Annotated in this window: 17 protein-coding genes; 3 read left to right on the top strand and 14 right to left on the bottom strand. The window is 51.4% G+C overall.

Annotation, left to right across the window (positions count from 1 at the left end; translation table 11 throughout):
• Positions 1–11: 11 nt before the first annotated feature.
• The 14 genes from rplD to BM114_RS12715 all read right to left on the bottom strand — a co-directional run bounded on the left by rplD (position 12) and on the right by BM114_RS12715 (position 11,859).
• The gene (gene rplD / locus BM114_RS12775) at positions 12–641 is read right to left on the bottom strand and encodes a 50S ribosomal protein L4 (protein ID WP_092114002.1); all 630 of its coding nucleotides are present in this window, start codon (positions 639–641) and stop codon (positions 12–14) included.
• The gene (rplC, locus tag BM114_RS12770; RefSeq protein ID WP_092114001.1) at positions 641–1,255 is read right to left on the bottom strand and encodes a 50S ribosomal protein L3; all 615 of its coding nucleotides are present in this window, start codon (positions 1,253–1,255) and stop codon (positions 641–643) included. The genes rplD and rplC overlap by 1 nt, the downstream gene beginning before the upstream one ends.
• Before the next feature lie 24 nt (positions 1,256–1,279).
• The gene (rpsJ, locus tag BM114_RS12765; protein WP_092113999.1) at positions 1,280–1,585 is read right to left on the bottom strand and encodes a 30S ribosomal protein S10; all 306 of its coding nucleotides are present in this window, start codon (positions 1,583–1,585) and stop codon (positions 1,280–1,282) included.
• 96 nt (positions 1,586–1,681) lie between these two features.
• Positions 1,682–3,796, bottom strand: a complete 2,115-nt coding sequence (gene fusA, locus BM114_RS12760; RefSeq protein ID WP_092113998.1) for an elongation factor G — start codon at positions 3,794–3,796, stop codon at positions 1,682–1,684.
• A gap of 27 nt (positions 3,797–3,823) precedes the next feature.
• Positions 3,824–4,300: a 30S ribosomal protein S7 gene (rpsG, locus tag BM114_RS12755; protein WP_092113996.1), complete on the bottom strand. Its 477-nt coding sequence runs from the start codon at positions 4,298–4,300 to the stop codon at positions 3,824–3,826.
• Positions 4,301–4,466: 166 nt separating this feature from the next.
• A complete protein-coding gene (rpsL, locus tag BM114_RS12750; protein WP_092113994.1) occupies positions 4,467–4,847 on the bottom strand; it encodes a 30S ribosomal protein S12 in 381 nt (126 codons plus the stop codon).
• Positions 4,848–5,049: 202 nt separating this feature from the next.
• A complete protein-coding gene (locus BM114_RS12745; protein WP_092113992.1) occupies positions 5,050–5,370 on the bottom strand; it encodes a DUF3467 domain-containing protein in 321 nt (106 codons plus the stop codon).
• A 57-nt stretch (positions 5,371–5,427) separates the two neighbouring features.
• Positions 5,428–5,856 carry an HU family DNA-binding protein gene (locus BM114_RS12740; protein WP_092113990.1) on the bottom strand — a complete coding sequence of 143 codons (429 nt, stop codon included), beginning with the start codon at positions 5,854–5,856 and terminating at the stop codon, positions 5,428–5,430.
• Positions 5,857–6,104: 248 nt separating this feature from the next.
• Positions 6,105–8,273 (bottom strand): hypothetical protein, encoded by a 2,169-nt coding sequence (locus tag BM114_RS12735; RefSeq protein ID WP_092113987.1) that lies wholly within the window; start codon positions 8,271–8,273, stop codon positions 6,105–6,107.
• Positions 8,251–9,162, bottom strand: coding sequence for a hypothetical protein (locus tag BM114_RS12730; RefSeq protein WP_092113985.1), 912 nt, complete (start codon positions 9,160–9,162; stop codon positions 8,251–8,253). Before BM114_RS12730 ends, BM114_RS12735 begins: the two co-directional genes overlap by 23 nt.
• Positions 9,159–10,028 (bottom strand): BRO-N domain-containing protein, encoded by an 870-nt coding sequence (locus BM114_RS12725; protein ID WP_092114049.1) that lies wholly within the window; start codon positions 10,026–10,028, stop codon positions 9,159–9,161. Before BM114_RS12725 ends, BM114_RS12730 begins: the two co-directional genes overlap by 4 nt.
• An 81-nt stretch (positions 10,029–10,109) precedes the next feature.
• A complete protein-coding gene (locus BM114_RS14670) occupies positions 10,110–10,274 on the bottom strand; it encodes a hypothetical protein (protein WP_255406521.1) in 165 nt (54 codons plus the stop codon).
• Positions 10,271–10,849 carry a hypothetical protein gene (locus BM114_RS12720; protein WP_255406520.1) on the bottom strand — a complete coding sequence of 193 codons (579 nt, stop codon included), beginning with the start codon at positions 10,847–10,849 and terminating at the stop codon, positions 10,271–10,273. Before BM114_RS12720 ends, BM114_RS14670 begins: the two co-directional genes overlap by 4 nt.
• Before the next feature lie 125 nt (positions 10,850–10,974).
• Entirely contained in the window at positions 10,975–11,859 is an 885-nt protein-coding gene (locus BM114_RS12715) for a YwqG family protein (protein ID WP_092114047.1), read from the bottom strand.
• 20 nt (positions 11,860–11,879) lie between these two features.
• Between BM114_RS12715 and BM114_RS14195 the strand changes: the two genes are divergently transcribed.
• The 3 genes from BM114_RS14195 (at position 11,880) to BM114_RS12705 (ending at position 13,055) form a co-directional block, all read left to right on the top strand.
• Positions 11,880–12,131 (top strand): hypothetical protein, encoded by a 252-nt coding sequence (locus tag BM114_RS14195; RefSeq protein WP_143089343.1) that lies wholly within the window; start codon positions 11,880–11,882, stop codon positions 12,129–12,131.
• A gap of 223 nt (positions 12,132–12,354) precedes the next feature.
• A complete protein-coding gene (locus BM114_RS12710; protein WP_092113983.1) occupies positions 12,355–12,546 on the top strand; it encodes a hypothetical protein in 192 nt (63 codons plus the stop codon).
• Between the two features lie 2 nt (positions 12,547–12,548).
• Complete coding sequence (locus BM114_RS12705; protein WP_092113981.1) at positions 12,549–13,055, top strand: hypothetical protein; 507 nt, start codon at positions 12,549–12,551, stop codon at positions 13,053–13,055.
• Positions 13,056–13,183: the final 128 nt, after the last annotated feature.

Genomic DNA, 13,183 nt, shown 5'->3' with positions numbered 1-13,183 from the left:
CTTTCTCCTTATTACTTTGTTAAGACACCGTCGATAAGCTTCAGCGAATTCTCTGTAATCACAAGAACATCAGCATTCAAAACTTTATACGAATTGAGTGCAGATGCCGTCATAACTTCGGTTTGCTGTAAGTTACGAGCTGACAAATATACATTTTTATTTACTTCTGGCAAAAGCAGAAGGGTTTTCTTCTCGTCGACTTTAAGATTTTTAGCGATATTTATAAAATCTTTAGTCTTTGGCACATCCATTGTAAAGTCTTCAACAACAACAATGGCGTTTTCCTGTGCCTTGTAAGACAAGGCTGACTTACGAGCAAGAACTTTTACCTTTTTGTTCAATTTAAAGCTGTAATCACGAGGCTTCGGCCCAAACACGCGGCCACCCCCCTTCAGCAATGGAGAATTGATATCACCGCGGCGAGCCCCACCACCGCCTTTCTGGCGACCAAGTTTACGAGTGGAACCGCTGTGCTCACTTCTTTCCTTTGACTTAGCGGTACCCTGACGCTGATTAGCGAGATACTGCTTCACATCGAGATAAAGAACATGATCGTTAGGCTCAATTCCGAAGATGCTCTCATTGAGAGTTACCTTCCTTCCGGTCTCCTGACCGTTGATATTTAATACGCTAACTTCCATTATTTCTCAATTAAAACGGTTGAACCTTTGCATCCAGCGAAAGACCCCTTTACGATGATGAGGTTCTGCTCTGGAATTACCTTTAACACTTGAAGGTTCTGAGTAGTAACCCTATCACCTCCCATTTGGCCAGCCATACGCATTCCTTTGAACACTTTGGCTGGATAAGAACAAGCACCGATTGAGCCTGGCTTACGCAGACGGTCGTCCTGACCGTGAGTAGCTTGGCCTACACCACCGAATCCGTGGCGCTTTACAACGCCCTGGAAGCCTTTACCCTTAGATGTACCAACTACATCAACAAACTGAGCGTCGTTGAACAACTCAACCGTGATAGTATCACCGAGGTTGTACTCCTCATCAAACTTGAACTCGGCCAAGTGTCTTTTAGGTGTTGTGCCGGCTTTCTTAAAGTGTCCCATCATAGGCTTGGTGGTATTCTTCTCCTTAGCCTCCGAGAAACCTAACTGAACAGCCTTGTAACCATCCTTCTCTACGGTTTTAACCTGGGTTACAACACAAGGACCTGCTTCGATAACAGTGCACGGTACATTCTTACCGTCGGCACTGAAAACGGATGTCATTCCGATTTTTCTTCCAATTAATCCTGGCATTTCAATTAAATATTAATAATTAGACTATACTTTGATTTCTACTTCTACGCCGCTTGGCAACTCGAGCTTCATCAAGGCGTCAACAGTCTTGGCGGTTGAGCTATAGATGTCGATAAGGCGCTTGTAGTCTGAAAGCTGGAACTGCTCACGAGACTTCTTATTAACGAAAGTACTGCGGTTCACAGTAAAAATACGCTTGTGTGTCGGCAGTGGAATCGGACCGCTAACGATAGCACCGGTAGCCTTGACAGCCTTCACGATCTTCTCTGCTGACTTGTCTACCAACTGATGGTCGTAGCTCTTCAGCTTGATTCTGATTTTCTGACTCATTGTAATTCTTTAAATTTAATATTTATAATTGGAAAGAGGGGGCGCTCCTTAAGAGTCATTCGCTAAGCAGCGCCTCTCCACTCCTTTTGTTAATCCTTATAGAAGTTCCGAATGGCCGCCCGCCTCGTCGAGCACGGCTTTGGCAATAGCCGTGGACACAGGTGCGTGGTGATCATACTCCATAGAACTTGTAGCACGACCGGAAGTAATGGTACGCAATGCGGTTACATAACCGAACATCTCAGCCAGCGGAACCATGGCTTTCACGATACGGGCGCCACTACGAGCTTCCTCCATACCCTGAACCATGCCGCGACGCTTGTTCAAGTCGCCGATTACATCACCCATGTTCTCCTCCGGCGTAACAACCTCGACGCGCATAATCGGCTCCATCAAGACAGGCTTTGCCTTAGGTGCAAGCACCTTGAATGCCTGATGGGCAACAAGCTCGAACGAGAGCTGATCAGAGTCCACGGGGTGGAAGCTACCATCGGTAAGGGTTACCTTCAGACCGGTCATTGGGAATCCGCCGAGGACACCGTTTGACAGGCAGTCCTTGAATCCCTTCTCTACAGAAGGAATGAATTCCTTAGGAATATTACCACCCTTCACCTCATTGATGAACTGCAAGTCGCCTTCTGTGTAATCCTCGTCCTTAGGGCCGATGGTTACATCAATGCAAGCAAACTTACCACGACCACCTGACTGCTTCTTATAAGTCTCACGGCTCTGGGCAGTTCCGACAATCGCTTCCTTATAGTTCACCTGAGGCTTGCCCTGGTTACATTCCACCTTGAACTCACGCTTCAGACGGTCGATAATGATATCGAGGTGAAGCTCGCCCATACCTGAGATAATGGTCTGGCCACTCTGCTCGTCGGTACGAACGGTGAAGGTTGGGTCCTCCTCCGCAAGCTTGGCAAGTCCGTTGTCGAGTTTTGCTACATCAGCCTGGCTCTTCGGCTCTACTGCGATAGAAATCACAGTATCAGGGAAGGACATAGACTCGAGTACGATCGGGCGGTTCTCATCGCAGAGGGTATCACCCGTACGGATATCCTTGAAACCTACACCTGCACCTATATCTCCCGCATCGATAGACTCCATAGGAATTTCCTTGTTGGAGTTCATCTGGAAAAGACGGCTGATGCGCTCTTTCTTTCCAGAACGGGGATTGTAGACATAGGAACCAGCCTGCACCTTACCGGAATAAACGCGGAAGAATACCAGGCGTCCCATGAACGGGTCAGTAGCGATTTTGAACGCCAAGGCCGCTGTAGGCTCGTCATCTGACGGCTTACGGTCCTCTTCCTCATCTGTGTCCGGATTCGTGCCAACGATGTTTTCCGTATCCAGAGGTGAAGGAAGAAAAGCGCAGGTATAGTCCAGCAGGGGCTGAACACCCTTGTTCTTATAAGAGGAACCGAGTGTCATCGGAGTAATCTCCATTGAGATACAACCCTTGCGGATAGCGGCAATAATCTGCTCTTCCGGAATTTCCTTGCCGTCAAGGAACTTCTCCATCAGGTCCTCATCGAAGTCAGCAGCAGTCTCAAGCAACTTCTCGCGCCACTCCTGGGCCTCGGCCAAGAGCTCTGCGGGAATCTCCTCAATATCATATTCTGCGCCCATGGTCTCATCGTGCCAAAGGATAGCCTTCATCTTAATCAGGTCTACTACGCCTTTGAAGTTCTCCTCCGCGCCGATGGGAATCTGTACAGGCACAGGGCGGGCACCCAGGATATCCTTCATCTGCCGAACCGTCTCGAAGAAGTCGGCACCTGAACGGTCCATCTTGTTCACATACCCGATGCGGGGAACATTATATTTGTCTGCCTGACGCCATACCGTCTCCGACTGTGGCTGCACGCCATCGGCCGCAGAATAGGTAGCGATAGCTCCATCCAGCACACGGAGTGAACGCTCCACCTCAGCGGTGAAATCCACATGTCCCGGAGTGTCAATCAGGTTTATCTTGTAAGTATTGCCTCCATAGTTCCAGTTACATGTCGTTGCGGCTGATGTGATAGTGATACCACGCTCCTGCTCCTGTGCCATCCAGTCCATTGTGGCAGCGCCATCATGAACCTCGCCAATCTTGTGAGTCTTACCCGTATAGAACAAGATACGCTCCGATGTAGTGGTCTTACCCGCATCGATGTGCGCCATGATACCGATGTTCCGGGTCAAATGTAAATCGCGGTTTGCCATTGTTTCTTTTTACCTTTAAAGTTTTGATTAGAATCTGAAATGAGCAAATGCGCGGTTAGCCTCTGCCATGCGGTGCATGTCCTCCTTGCGCTTGAACGCACCACCCTGATTGTTGAAGGCATCCATGGTTTCTGCTGCCAGTTTCTCTGCCATCGACTTACCGCTGCGCTTGCGGGCGAAAGCGATAAGATTCTTCATGGAGATGCTCTCCTTGCGCTCGGGACGAATCTCCGTAGGCACCTGAAAAGTAGCACCCCCGATACGGCGGCTCTTCACCTCTACCATCGGAGTGATGTTGTCGAGGGCCTGTTTCCAAATCTCCAACGGAGACTTTTCGTTGTTGGCCATTTTCTCCTTGACAATGTCAAGGGCGTTGTAGAAAATTTTGTAAGATGTATTCTTCTTACCGTCATACATCAAATGATTCACGAACTTTGAGACCTTCTGGTCGTTGAAGACGGGATCCGGCAAGATCACGCGCTTCTTTGGTTTTGCTTTTCTCATTGTTTTTTTTACTTTATTTGCGGAGGCTGTAGCTTTTGTTCTTCAACGCCTGCACCCAGACATTTACTCAACCTTATAACTTTCTCCAGCAAAACGATTGATTGTTTTTCCTTACTGCCCAGGCCCTCAGGCATCTCCGCCTGTGGACTTTGGGCATGGCGTCCTGTTACTTCTTAGCCTTCGGACGCTTTGCACCATACTTGGAACGGCGCTGTGTGCGGTTTGCGACACCGGCAGTATCAAGTGTACCGCGCACGATATGATAACGAACACCCGGAAGATCCTTCACACGACCGCCGCGAACCAGCACGATGCTGTGCTCCTGCAGGTTGTGTCCCTCGCCCGGAATGTAGGAGTTCACCTCCTTAGAGTTTGTCAAACGAACACGGGCAACCTTTCTCATTGCCGAATTAGGCTTCTTGGGAGTCGTGGTATAGACACGGACGCAGACGCCGCGACGCTGAGGACAGTTGTCCAGAGCCGGAGACTTGCTCTTGTCTTCCATGACCTTTCTGCCTTTTCTTACCAATTGTTGAATTGTAGGCATAGTTTTACTCTTTTATTATTATATATTTAATTTGTATTTTCTCGACGGTTCGCGACACGACATAATATGGCGTTTCGGGCTGCAAAGGTACGCACTTTTCTTCAAACCACCTAATTAATAGAAAACGAAAAAGTCTACATTCTGCCACTTTTAGCAAAATATAGACTTCGTTAACATATTTTATTGTTACTCGTATCGCCGTTCAGGCCTCGGGCGTTCCTTTTCCGAAGGGCGAGATGACACGAGACTGGGGTCCGCCAAGGTCAATCGTCCCGAATTCCTGCTCATATTTGTAGACATTCTCCTGCAGGGCTCCCAGCAGGCGTTTGGCGTGTTCGGGAGCCATAATCACGCGTGCCTCCACCTCGGGCTTGGGAAGTCCGGGAAGGGCGGCGGCGAAGTCGAGCACGAAGTCGCTGTGCGAATGGCTTATCAACACCAGGTTGGAATAAATGCCCGAAGCCACCTCGGGCTTTAGGTTCAGTTGCAGCTGCATCTGCTGCTCGTCATGTTCTTTGTCCATAGTCGCTATATATAATATAATAATGTATATGCAGATCTCAATAAGCGGGCCCGGGAATCATCCCTGTCCGACGCCATCCTCCTTGGCATAAGCCACCTTCACACCCTCGCAGAAGGCATTGCTCAGGCTACGACTGCCACTCCGCCGCTTTCCCGTGGGCAGGAAGCGGCACTTCACACCCTTGATATGGTTGCGGATGGAGAAATCTTCCGGCGTGTCGGCCGATATGCTTTCCGCCACGAGCCTGAAGCGGCCGAAGCCGTCGAGCACCACGGTGTTGCCGCTCTGCAGTTCCATAGTCATGGTGTCTACCAAGGCATCTATCATGCCTTTTACCTCTCCCCGGGTGAAGGTTGTCTCCTTCTCGATGGTGCGCGCAAGGTCGTTCGTGTGCTTCTCGCCCATGGCGACGGTCTTCGCAAACCACTTCCCATAGTTCTTGTTGCCGCGCATCTGATTGCGCATCAGTTTGATAAAAATCGACATAGGTTGTATTTTAGTTTATTGATGATACTCTTTAATGATCTAACAAATAACATGCCAAATGGTAGTTTACCGCCTTCTGACATGTAAAATAAGCGATTTTACAGGATGAAATAAGTGATTTTACATCATAAAATAAGTGATTTTATACTTTAAAATGAGTGATTTTACCTTAGCCGAAACGGCAAATTACAATACAGAAGACCGTCTGTCATCTTGTCGGAAGCCGCATGTTGGCCTGCCGACAATGGCTACGGGTTGCCGTCCATATAATCGCGGAGCACATCGCAGCGGGTAACATACAGGTCCACCCTGCCCCGGTTCTGTCTGTAAAACGCGGCCAGCTCGTCGTAGGCGCGGACGACTTCCTCGCTCGTAAGCCAATTTATCCAATACCAATGGCCGCTCGTGGCCACATTATAGAGTATATAGGCCTTGGCATAGAGGCATTCCTCCGTCATCCTGAAGTCGCCGTTGGCATAGTGCAGACAGGTGTCGAGATAGTTCACGGCAGTCTGCGCGAAGTCCATCTGCCAGCTTCGTGCGCTGTCCGTCCAGCTCACCTCGTAGCGGGAGATATACCAGCAGTCGCCATACACCGACGCCTGATAGTATCGCTTGGCCAGCTCGTAGGCGAGATCGCGGCGCAGCGTGTCGGTTCCTGCCAGCCGATAGCGGCTCTGCAACTGGAGCATGTCGCGGCAGAAGTCCACCCGATAGTTGCCGGCGAGCACCGGCAGCTGGTAGTCTTCGCCGTATCCACCCTCGTCGTTGTCCACCTGATGCACCAGCCAGCGGGGCTGGGTGAAGTCGAAGGAGCAGCGCGGATAGGCATCGTTGTAGCCGTTCACATAGAGCATGGGCACCCGCTTCAGATAGCGCAGGGCCTCGGCAAATCGGCCCTCGGCCAGATACTTCGTGCCGATATAGTCCGTGAAATAGAGCCTGCCGCGATAGTTCTGGCTGATCAGGTACCGCTCGAACTCGTCCGAGGGCTGCGACTGCAGGTAGCGCGCATAGCCCACCATCTCGTCGGCAGTAAGGCTGTCGAGCGACGCCACATACTCCGAGTAAGCGCTGTGGCGGGGCTCGTCGTCGTTGAAGCGGTCGAAGGCATAGCCCCAGTCGGGCTCTATCGCCCCTTTCAGCAGCAACGCCACCTCCTTACGGCCCTCGGCACGGTATTTGGGAATGAGGTTCATGCTGGCCACGCGGTCTTTCACTAAGGCGTAGTAGTCCTCCCAGTCGGGCAAAGAAGCGTTTTCCGAAGACTTTGCGTCCAGCCACTCAAACTCTTTACGCAAGTAGCGGGTGTACTCCGGGGTAAGGCTGTTGCACTTGGTGCTGACCAGCAGCCGGATGCAACGGGCATTGTCGTGCATGCGCTCGCTGCCGTTGGCAAGCACGGCCCTGTCGGCATCGGCCATCGCCTGCCGATAGTCGCCCTTCAGATAGCGCAGCATGGCAGCGGCGGAGAGCCAGAGGCAGGGCACACGGGTACGCCCTTCCGTCACCACTTGCCGCGAGAAGGTGAGGAAACGGTCGATGTCGGGCTCGTAGGTGGGCGGCAGTCCCACCCATTCTATGTATTCCCTACTGCCATTTTGGTCGACGGTCTCCTGGGCGCCGTTCACGAATTGCTGGATCAGATACACCAGCGAGGGCGAGTTGGGGTCCTGGGAATAGATCTTGCGGATGCCCGCGGCGTTGCGATAGTTCCGCAACAGCCACATCAGGCTCAGCTCGTCGCCCTGCCGGGCATAGATGTCGCAGGCCTTCCGGACAAGCTTTTCATCGTCCTTAGCCCACCCCAGGTGGAGCTGGGCGTTGGCGTAGAGGTTCTCGCAATAGTCCCGGAACACGCTCGGCGGCAGCTTCCGTGCCCGCAGATTCCAGAAATCATAGTTCTCCTGATAGCGTTCCAGCTGCAGGTTGGCCCGCATATAGAGCAGACAGAACTGCGGAGCCAGGCGCGTATTCACCTTCTCCCTGGCTTTCTCTGCTATCTTCCGAAGCACCTTGGAACGGTTGGCAAGCTCGTCCTTGGTGGGATAATCCCAGCTATCCTCCACGATAGAGTTGGCATGATCATAGCTCACGAGCATCCCAATGTAATGCTCCATCAGCTTGTCGTGCTTGCGGTGGGCAGCCTGGAAGATGTAGCGGCAGCCGTTGCCGAAAAACAAATCGCCGTAATCCCATATATCCTGTCCTGTCGCACGCAGTTCCGCTTCCGTGCGTTTCTCGCCTGTATAACGCTTCCAGAAGTCATACAGGCGGTCTTCGAAGCCCGCGCTGTAGTATTCCGGATTGAAAACGCTGAACATGTAATAGTTGTGCACGGGAGCCATGGGGCCGCATGCCAGTCCGTTCAGCCGGCAGAGCAGGACAAGCAGACTACTGATGATAAATCTCTTCATAATGCTCGTTTTTCTTTTTCAGGTCGAAGATGATGATTTCCCGATGCAGGTCGGGGCGCAGCGCGTTGACGGCATGCTTCACGGCAAGCACCTGCTGCAGGTCGGCATGCCGCTCCACGACGCTGTCGCCGGGCAAGACAGGATATTCGTCGGCATGATGCAGGATGCCCACATAGTGCCCGGCGCGGAACAACAGGCGGTAGCCGAACGAGGGATAGGCGGCCGAGAGGGGCAGCTTGTACCGGCGGAGCTGCCGCAAGTAGGGTTTCACATCGGCAAGGTCGATGATGGGATTCTGACTGTCGAGGCGTCGGAAGTCGCCCGTATTGTAGAGCATCAGCACGCCCCGGTCGGCCGGCGGCGGTGTCTGCGACAGCTGGTGCAGCCGGATGGTGGTGGACAATTGCAGTCCCCGAGCGTGGGCCAGCTGGCGCAACTGCCGCATGAAGTCGTCGTAGCAACGGCGTGTGGTGGCCGTCCAGTCGCAGTCTATCTGCACTTCCCGCACTCCCCCGACACCGTGGGTATCGCTCATCTGCATCACCCGGGTCAGTATCTTCTCCGCCAGACCTCCCGTCTCCTGCCGCATCACATCGTTGACGATGAACACCACGGGCACCACTTCCACCCCTTCGGGCACATTGCCCCGAAAGCGGAGGGTGGCATTGGGCACGGGCTTGCCGCTCTTTTCACGCACCACATCAAAGTATCGCACATAGAGCCTGCTGATGTCGTGCGCCCGGAGAAAGGCCGTATCCACCTCCAGCGTCGTGCTCCAGTAGTAGGCACTATGCCTCTCCGCTTCCGTCGCCGCCTCCTGACAGGAGGCAAGGAACAGGGAAAGCGCAACGCCAAAAAGGCTGAAAGAGAATATGACACATTGCTTCATTCCTTCTTTTCATCTTCAGTTGATTCACTATCTTCTATGGGCGGCTCTGTCGGAGGCAGATAGTCTCTGGCCTTTGCAGGAGAGACAACGGAGTGCCCAAGCTTGCTTTCCAACTGATGGCGAGCCGCTTTAGCCACGCTTCCGCCATCTCGAGCCACGCCTTTCTGCTCCTTATATCCGTTAGGATCGCGTTTTTTGGAGAGTTCGGTAGCCGAAGCTTCAGCAAGGATATTGAACGCCATCTCAAGATTAGTCATGTTATCGCGCAGACTTTCTTTCTTCAATCCCTTGAAGGTTTTGTACTGTTTGGTGGTAAATCCACTCCATTCACGGGTAATTATGTCGGTGAGCGAGGCAAACTCCAAGCCTTCTCTTACGCCCGTCCGCTTCCATTCATCGGTCAATTCCTTGCGTATCTCTATTGACTTGAGACGCTGGTTAATCCATGCATCGGAATAGCCCAGCCTCCGATAGTCGGCCACCGCTTGGTCAATGGACAGTTCCGGATCCTGCATTTGGTCCATCCGAGAACTCGCTACCTGTGCCATCCATTGTTTGAAAGGTTCTGCCTTGGGCGAGGGTATCGACTGGACAAGACGGAAAAGCTGCTCGGTATCAGCAACATCCGTCGTTCTCATTTTCCCATCTGCTGCACGAAGTTTCAACCCGTGACAGTTTGTCACGGTTTCATTACCTTCTGCCTTTAACCGCTGTTTCAGCTTACGCCAATAGGCTGCGGCATTCTTGCTGTCGGTAAGTACTGCCACGACATCTACAATGGAGAAGTACCACTTCTCTTCCTTATCGTCCCATATGGCGCGAACCTTGCGCTCTTCAAAGAGCTTGACCACCTCTTTCTTAGTCATAACCTGCTTGTCTATATTGATTTTTCCTATTTCCAGCCCTTCACACATGCGATATTTGATACAGCAGTTGCCGATACTGCACTACAGCAGAACATCCAAGGACATCCGCTCCTGCGCCATATTGTATTGCCGAATCAAAGAGTCATAGGAGAGAAACTTCACCCGAGAGGCTATCGGCTCAAACGCAAACGCCTTTATCTTCTTGTCAAACTCCGCCCTCCTCCTTTTGTCCGCCACGATGATCATTCTCGCGGAGAAGTCGCAGAGGTCGTCATACTTGAGAAGGGAGTTCTGGAAATCCGTCGAATGTTCCCCTCGAAGAACGAGTCGGGCATGTCTCTCTTGTTGAACCAGATAACATCTATCGTGGAACTTCGCCGCATCACCTTGTCCGTGCCGAAACGAGGAAGGGTGCTTAGCGTGCACACCTCACCCAGTTCCCGATTGGAATATCTCTTGTGGCAGTCCTGACGGGGAACATAGGTGGCCATCTGCTTCATGTTGCCATACTCCACCAGCAATCCCTGATAGTAATAGTGGTTGAATTCCTGCATCGCCTCCGTATCCTGATTCTCCGGCGTTTCTTCTATAAAGCCGTTGGCCTCAAGCTGCCTCCTGAAAGTCTCCAGCCCATACAGCCCTGGCTTTATGCGATAGATTCCGACCTTATTATGCCTCACGATGCGGCGGATGGAGGCATAAGGAGTCTTCGTCTTCCATTGGCAATCACCAATCTTGAAGACATTCTGGTTTATCTGGGCCAAGGTGGCCATGCCTCCCAGCATCTCTATGGTTTGTCTTACTGCTTCAACTTGATTCATAGTAAGCACAAAGATAGAAAGTTTCCTGATGAAACGCAAGAAATCTTCCTGATTTTTGGCAAGACTCTCCGCAAAAGCTTAAAAACTAAAACGAGACTGTGTCCTGTCGCCGGCGGAGCCCCCGCTCAATAGCAATCCCAGTTATAGAGCACATCGGAGAAGTCGCGGCGGAGCAGGGCCTCACGGTTGATGAAGAAGTTGCCATCGCCCGCGTCGCCCCAGAGAATGTTGTCTTCGTCGTCAGACACGAGCTGCAGGAGCAGGGTATCGTATTTCGCGAAGTCGGTGCGGGGGTCGGTCTGGGTAAACGAGGGATAGCCGAGGAGCTGATTTTCCTCATGATAGAAGGCATCGAAGAAATAATTATGATACGCCTCATCCTCGTCAAAAAGTTCGTCTATCAGATCCGTATAGTCCTTATTCTCCGGGTTCAGGGTCTTGCCAAAGAGGTCTTTTACCACCTCGCAGAAGAGCCCGGGGAAGCGGCCGTCATCGAGCGTGGTGTGCATCTCTGCCGGTTTTATCGACAAAGCCAGTTCCTTGCAGCAGGGTGTGTATTCGACGAGGTCGGGCTGCGTATTGACGGGAAGCCCCAAGGCCTCCACCTGACTGGCGGTAACGGCCGGATCAATGTCCTCATGATACACCACCCGGAAGTTCTTCTGCTCGGCGGGATGGTCGAGGTCGGCCCCGTAATACTCGCTCTTCGGCGAGAGGAAAATCTGCAACAGGCCGTGGTCAGGGAGCGGTGCGGCGGCCTTGAACTGGGCAAAGTTCACCTGCACGAGCAGGAACATCTTTTGCCCCTCAGCGCCCGTGGGATAGTCGCGGGCAACTGGCCAATAGGGCAGTCCGCCCAGCTTGGAGTCCGTAAGACCGGGCTTGCGAGCCTCGTCAATCGTCATCTGCCAGCAGGCAGTCTTCGTGCGCCGCTTGATTTCGTCGGCAATGGCCTTGGCGCGCGCCGTCTTTCCTTTCAACGCCGACTTTCCGAAACTGATAGTTTTCATGCTTTTATTGGATTTACAGGATGCCGTGGCAAGCGGAAGCAGGCACAGACCTGCGCCCAACAGGAGGCGAAGAAGGAGACCCAGATGCTGTTTCATGCTCTTCAACGGTGGATTATACGGGCAAATATAGTAATAAAAAAGAAAACGCGCAATGGTTTCCCGTATTTTTTTCTGCAGCCTCCCGTCCTGCTCCCTGCCACCCTACCGACAAACAGGAGCAGCTCCCGGAAATGTTACACGCGGCTTGTAACACGATTACCAGCGACTGGTAACAGCATTACCAGCGGTTGGTAACCCTCTTACCAGCGGCTGGTAATACTCCCCGAGGCTGCAAACTGGCTTTCCGAAGGTGGGTTCCCCAAGCCTGAAAACGCATAAAAAACGCAAAAAATGCTTGCTTCTAAAATAATTTAAATGTATATTTGCAGCATACTTAGACAATCTACAAAAGAAAAACTATGAAGAAAAAGGTGATTTTGATGATAGATAAACTCTATGAAATTACATGAAGAAGCCCCACTCACCTACAAGGAATTGATGAAAGGTTATGACGAGCACTCTTATTATGATTTCCTCCGGGACTATTCAGAGGCGAATTCCGACACTCCGGGGTACGGTCCGGGATATATCAAGGAGGACATGCAGCCCAAAGCATTAGAAGCATTGTGTAACCCAAAATTCAAATAAATATGAAACGAATTATTTTGTTCCTGATAGCATCCCTGTTGCCGGCAGGCCTTGCCTTGGCACAGGAAAGAGGGGAGACGGAAGAATCCGTCTATGTAGAAAACGAGAAAGGCGAATATAGCAGCAAGGCCTCCCTGAAACTTAAGCCGCAAAGCTACCGAGACGCCCTTGTCCTCTTCAACGGAAGAGGGGCAGCGAGAAATTCCATTGTTATACCTATTCTCTTGTCCACGCTCTCCGAAAAGCGGTTTGAAGAACTCCGCCTTTACACCCTATGGCTCTCCCTGAATTTTGATGCCATCAATAAAAAGATGGCTTATGTGGGTTTTCTTTTTCTTAAGGATTTTGACTTTGCGAAACCGCCGTTGACGAATGCCGAGATGGCAGCCATCGAGAAGGCATGCAAGAAGCTGAAGTTCGAGTATAAGCTTTATAACACATACAAGACCAACGATTTTACTCGTTACCCCTATTTAATTCTATTTAATGAATTCAAGTTTAAGAGGTAGTGTAAATTGAACTGTGTCAAGGTCATTTTCCTTATTATATTAACCTCAGATGAGGAACACGCTTTTTAATCGTGTTTTCCAAATGAGGAGCCTTTCTGGTTGCGAAGTTACATAATTTCAAATCTATC

The sequence above is a fragment of the Prevotella sp. KH2C16 genome, assembly GCF_900113305.1.
Lineage (GTDB): Bacteria > Bacteroidota > Bacteroidia > Bacteroidales > Bacteroidaceae > Prevotella.
This window is presented reverse-complemented; position numbering and strand designations above follow the sequence as displayed.

What these genes read in the sequence shown, in the direction of transcription:
- BM114_RS12725 (WP_092114049.1), bottom strand. Translation starts at nt 10,028, where the DNA reads ATGACTAAGAAAGAGGTGGTCAAGCTCTTTGAAGAGCGCAAGGTTCGC.
- BM114_RS12735 (WP_092113987.1), bottom strand. Translation starts at nt 8,273, where the DNA reads ATGAAGAGATTTATCATCAGTAGTCTGCTTGTCCTGCTCTGCCGGCTG.
- rpsL (WP_092113994.1), bottom strand. Translation starts at nt 4,847, where the DNA reads ATGCCTACAATTCAACAATTGGTAAGAAAAGGCAGAAAGGTCATGGAA.
- fusA (WP_092113998.1), bottom strand. Translation starts at nt 3,796, where the DNA reads ATGGCAAACCGCGATTTACATTTGACCCGGAACATCGGTATCATGGCG.
- rplD (WP_092114002.1), bottom strand. Translation starts at nt 641, where the DNA reads ATGGAAGTTAGCGTATTAAATATCAACGGTCAGGAGACCGGAAGGAAG.
- rpsG (WP_092113996.1), bottom strand. Translation starts at nt 4,300, where the DNA reads ATGAGAAAAGCAAAACCAAAGAAGCGCGTGATCTTGCCGGATCCCGTC.
- BM114_RS12710 (WP_092113983.1), top strand. Translation starts at nt 12,355, where the DNA reads ATGAAATTACATGAAGAAGCCCCACTCACCTACAAGGAATTGATGAAA.
- BM114_RS12730 (WP_092113985.1), bottom strand. Translation starts at nt 9,162, where the DNA reads ATGAAGCAATGTGTCATATTCTCTTTCAGCCTTTTTGGCGTTGCGCTT.
- BM114_RS14195 (WP_143089343.1), top strand. Translation starts at nt 11,880, where the DNA reads ATGCCGTGGCAAGCGGAAGCAGGCACAGACCTGCGCCCAACAGGAGGC.
- BM114_RS12705 (WP_092113981.1), top strand. Translation starts at nt 12,549, where the DNA reads ATGAAACGAATTATTTTGTTCCTGATAGCATCCCTGTTGCCGGCAGGC.
- BM114_RS12745 (WP_092113992.1), bottom strand. Translation starts at nt 5,370, where the DNA reads ATGGACAAAGAACATGACGAGCAGCAGATGCAGCTGCAACTGAACCTA.
- rpsJ (WP_092113999.1), bottom strand. Translation starts at nt 1,585, where the DNA reads ATGAGTCAGAAAATCAGAATCAAGCTGAAGAGCTACGACCATCAGTTG.
- BM114_RS12715 (WP_092114047.1), bottom strand. Translation starts at nt 11,859, where the DNA reads ATGAAAACTATCAGTTTCGGAAAGTCGGCGTTGAAAGGAAAGACGGCG.
- BM114_RS12720 (WP_255406520.1), bottom strand. Translation starts at nt 10,849, where the DNA reads ATGAATCAAGTTGAAGCAGTAAGACAAACCATAGAGATGCTGGGAGGC.
- BM114_RS14670 (WP_255406521.1), bottom strand. Translation starts at nt 10,274, where the DNA reads ATGATCATCGTGGCGGACAAAAGGAGGAGGGCGGAGTTTGACAAGAAG.
- BM114_RS12740 (WP_092113990.1), bottom strand. Translation starts at nt 5,856, where the DNA reads ATGTCGATTTTTATCAAACTGATGCGCAATCAGATGCGCGGCAACAAG.
- rplC (WP_092114001.1), bottom strand. Translation starts at nt 1,255, where the DNA reads ATGCCAGGATTAATTGGAAGAAAAATCGGAATGACATCCGTTTTCAGT.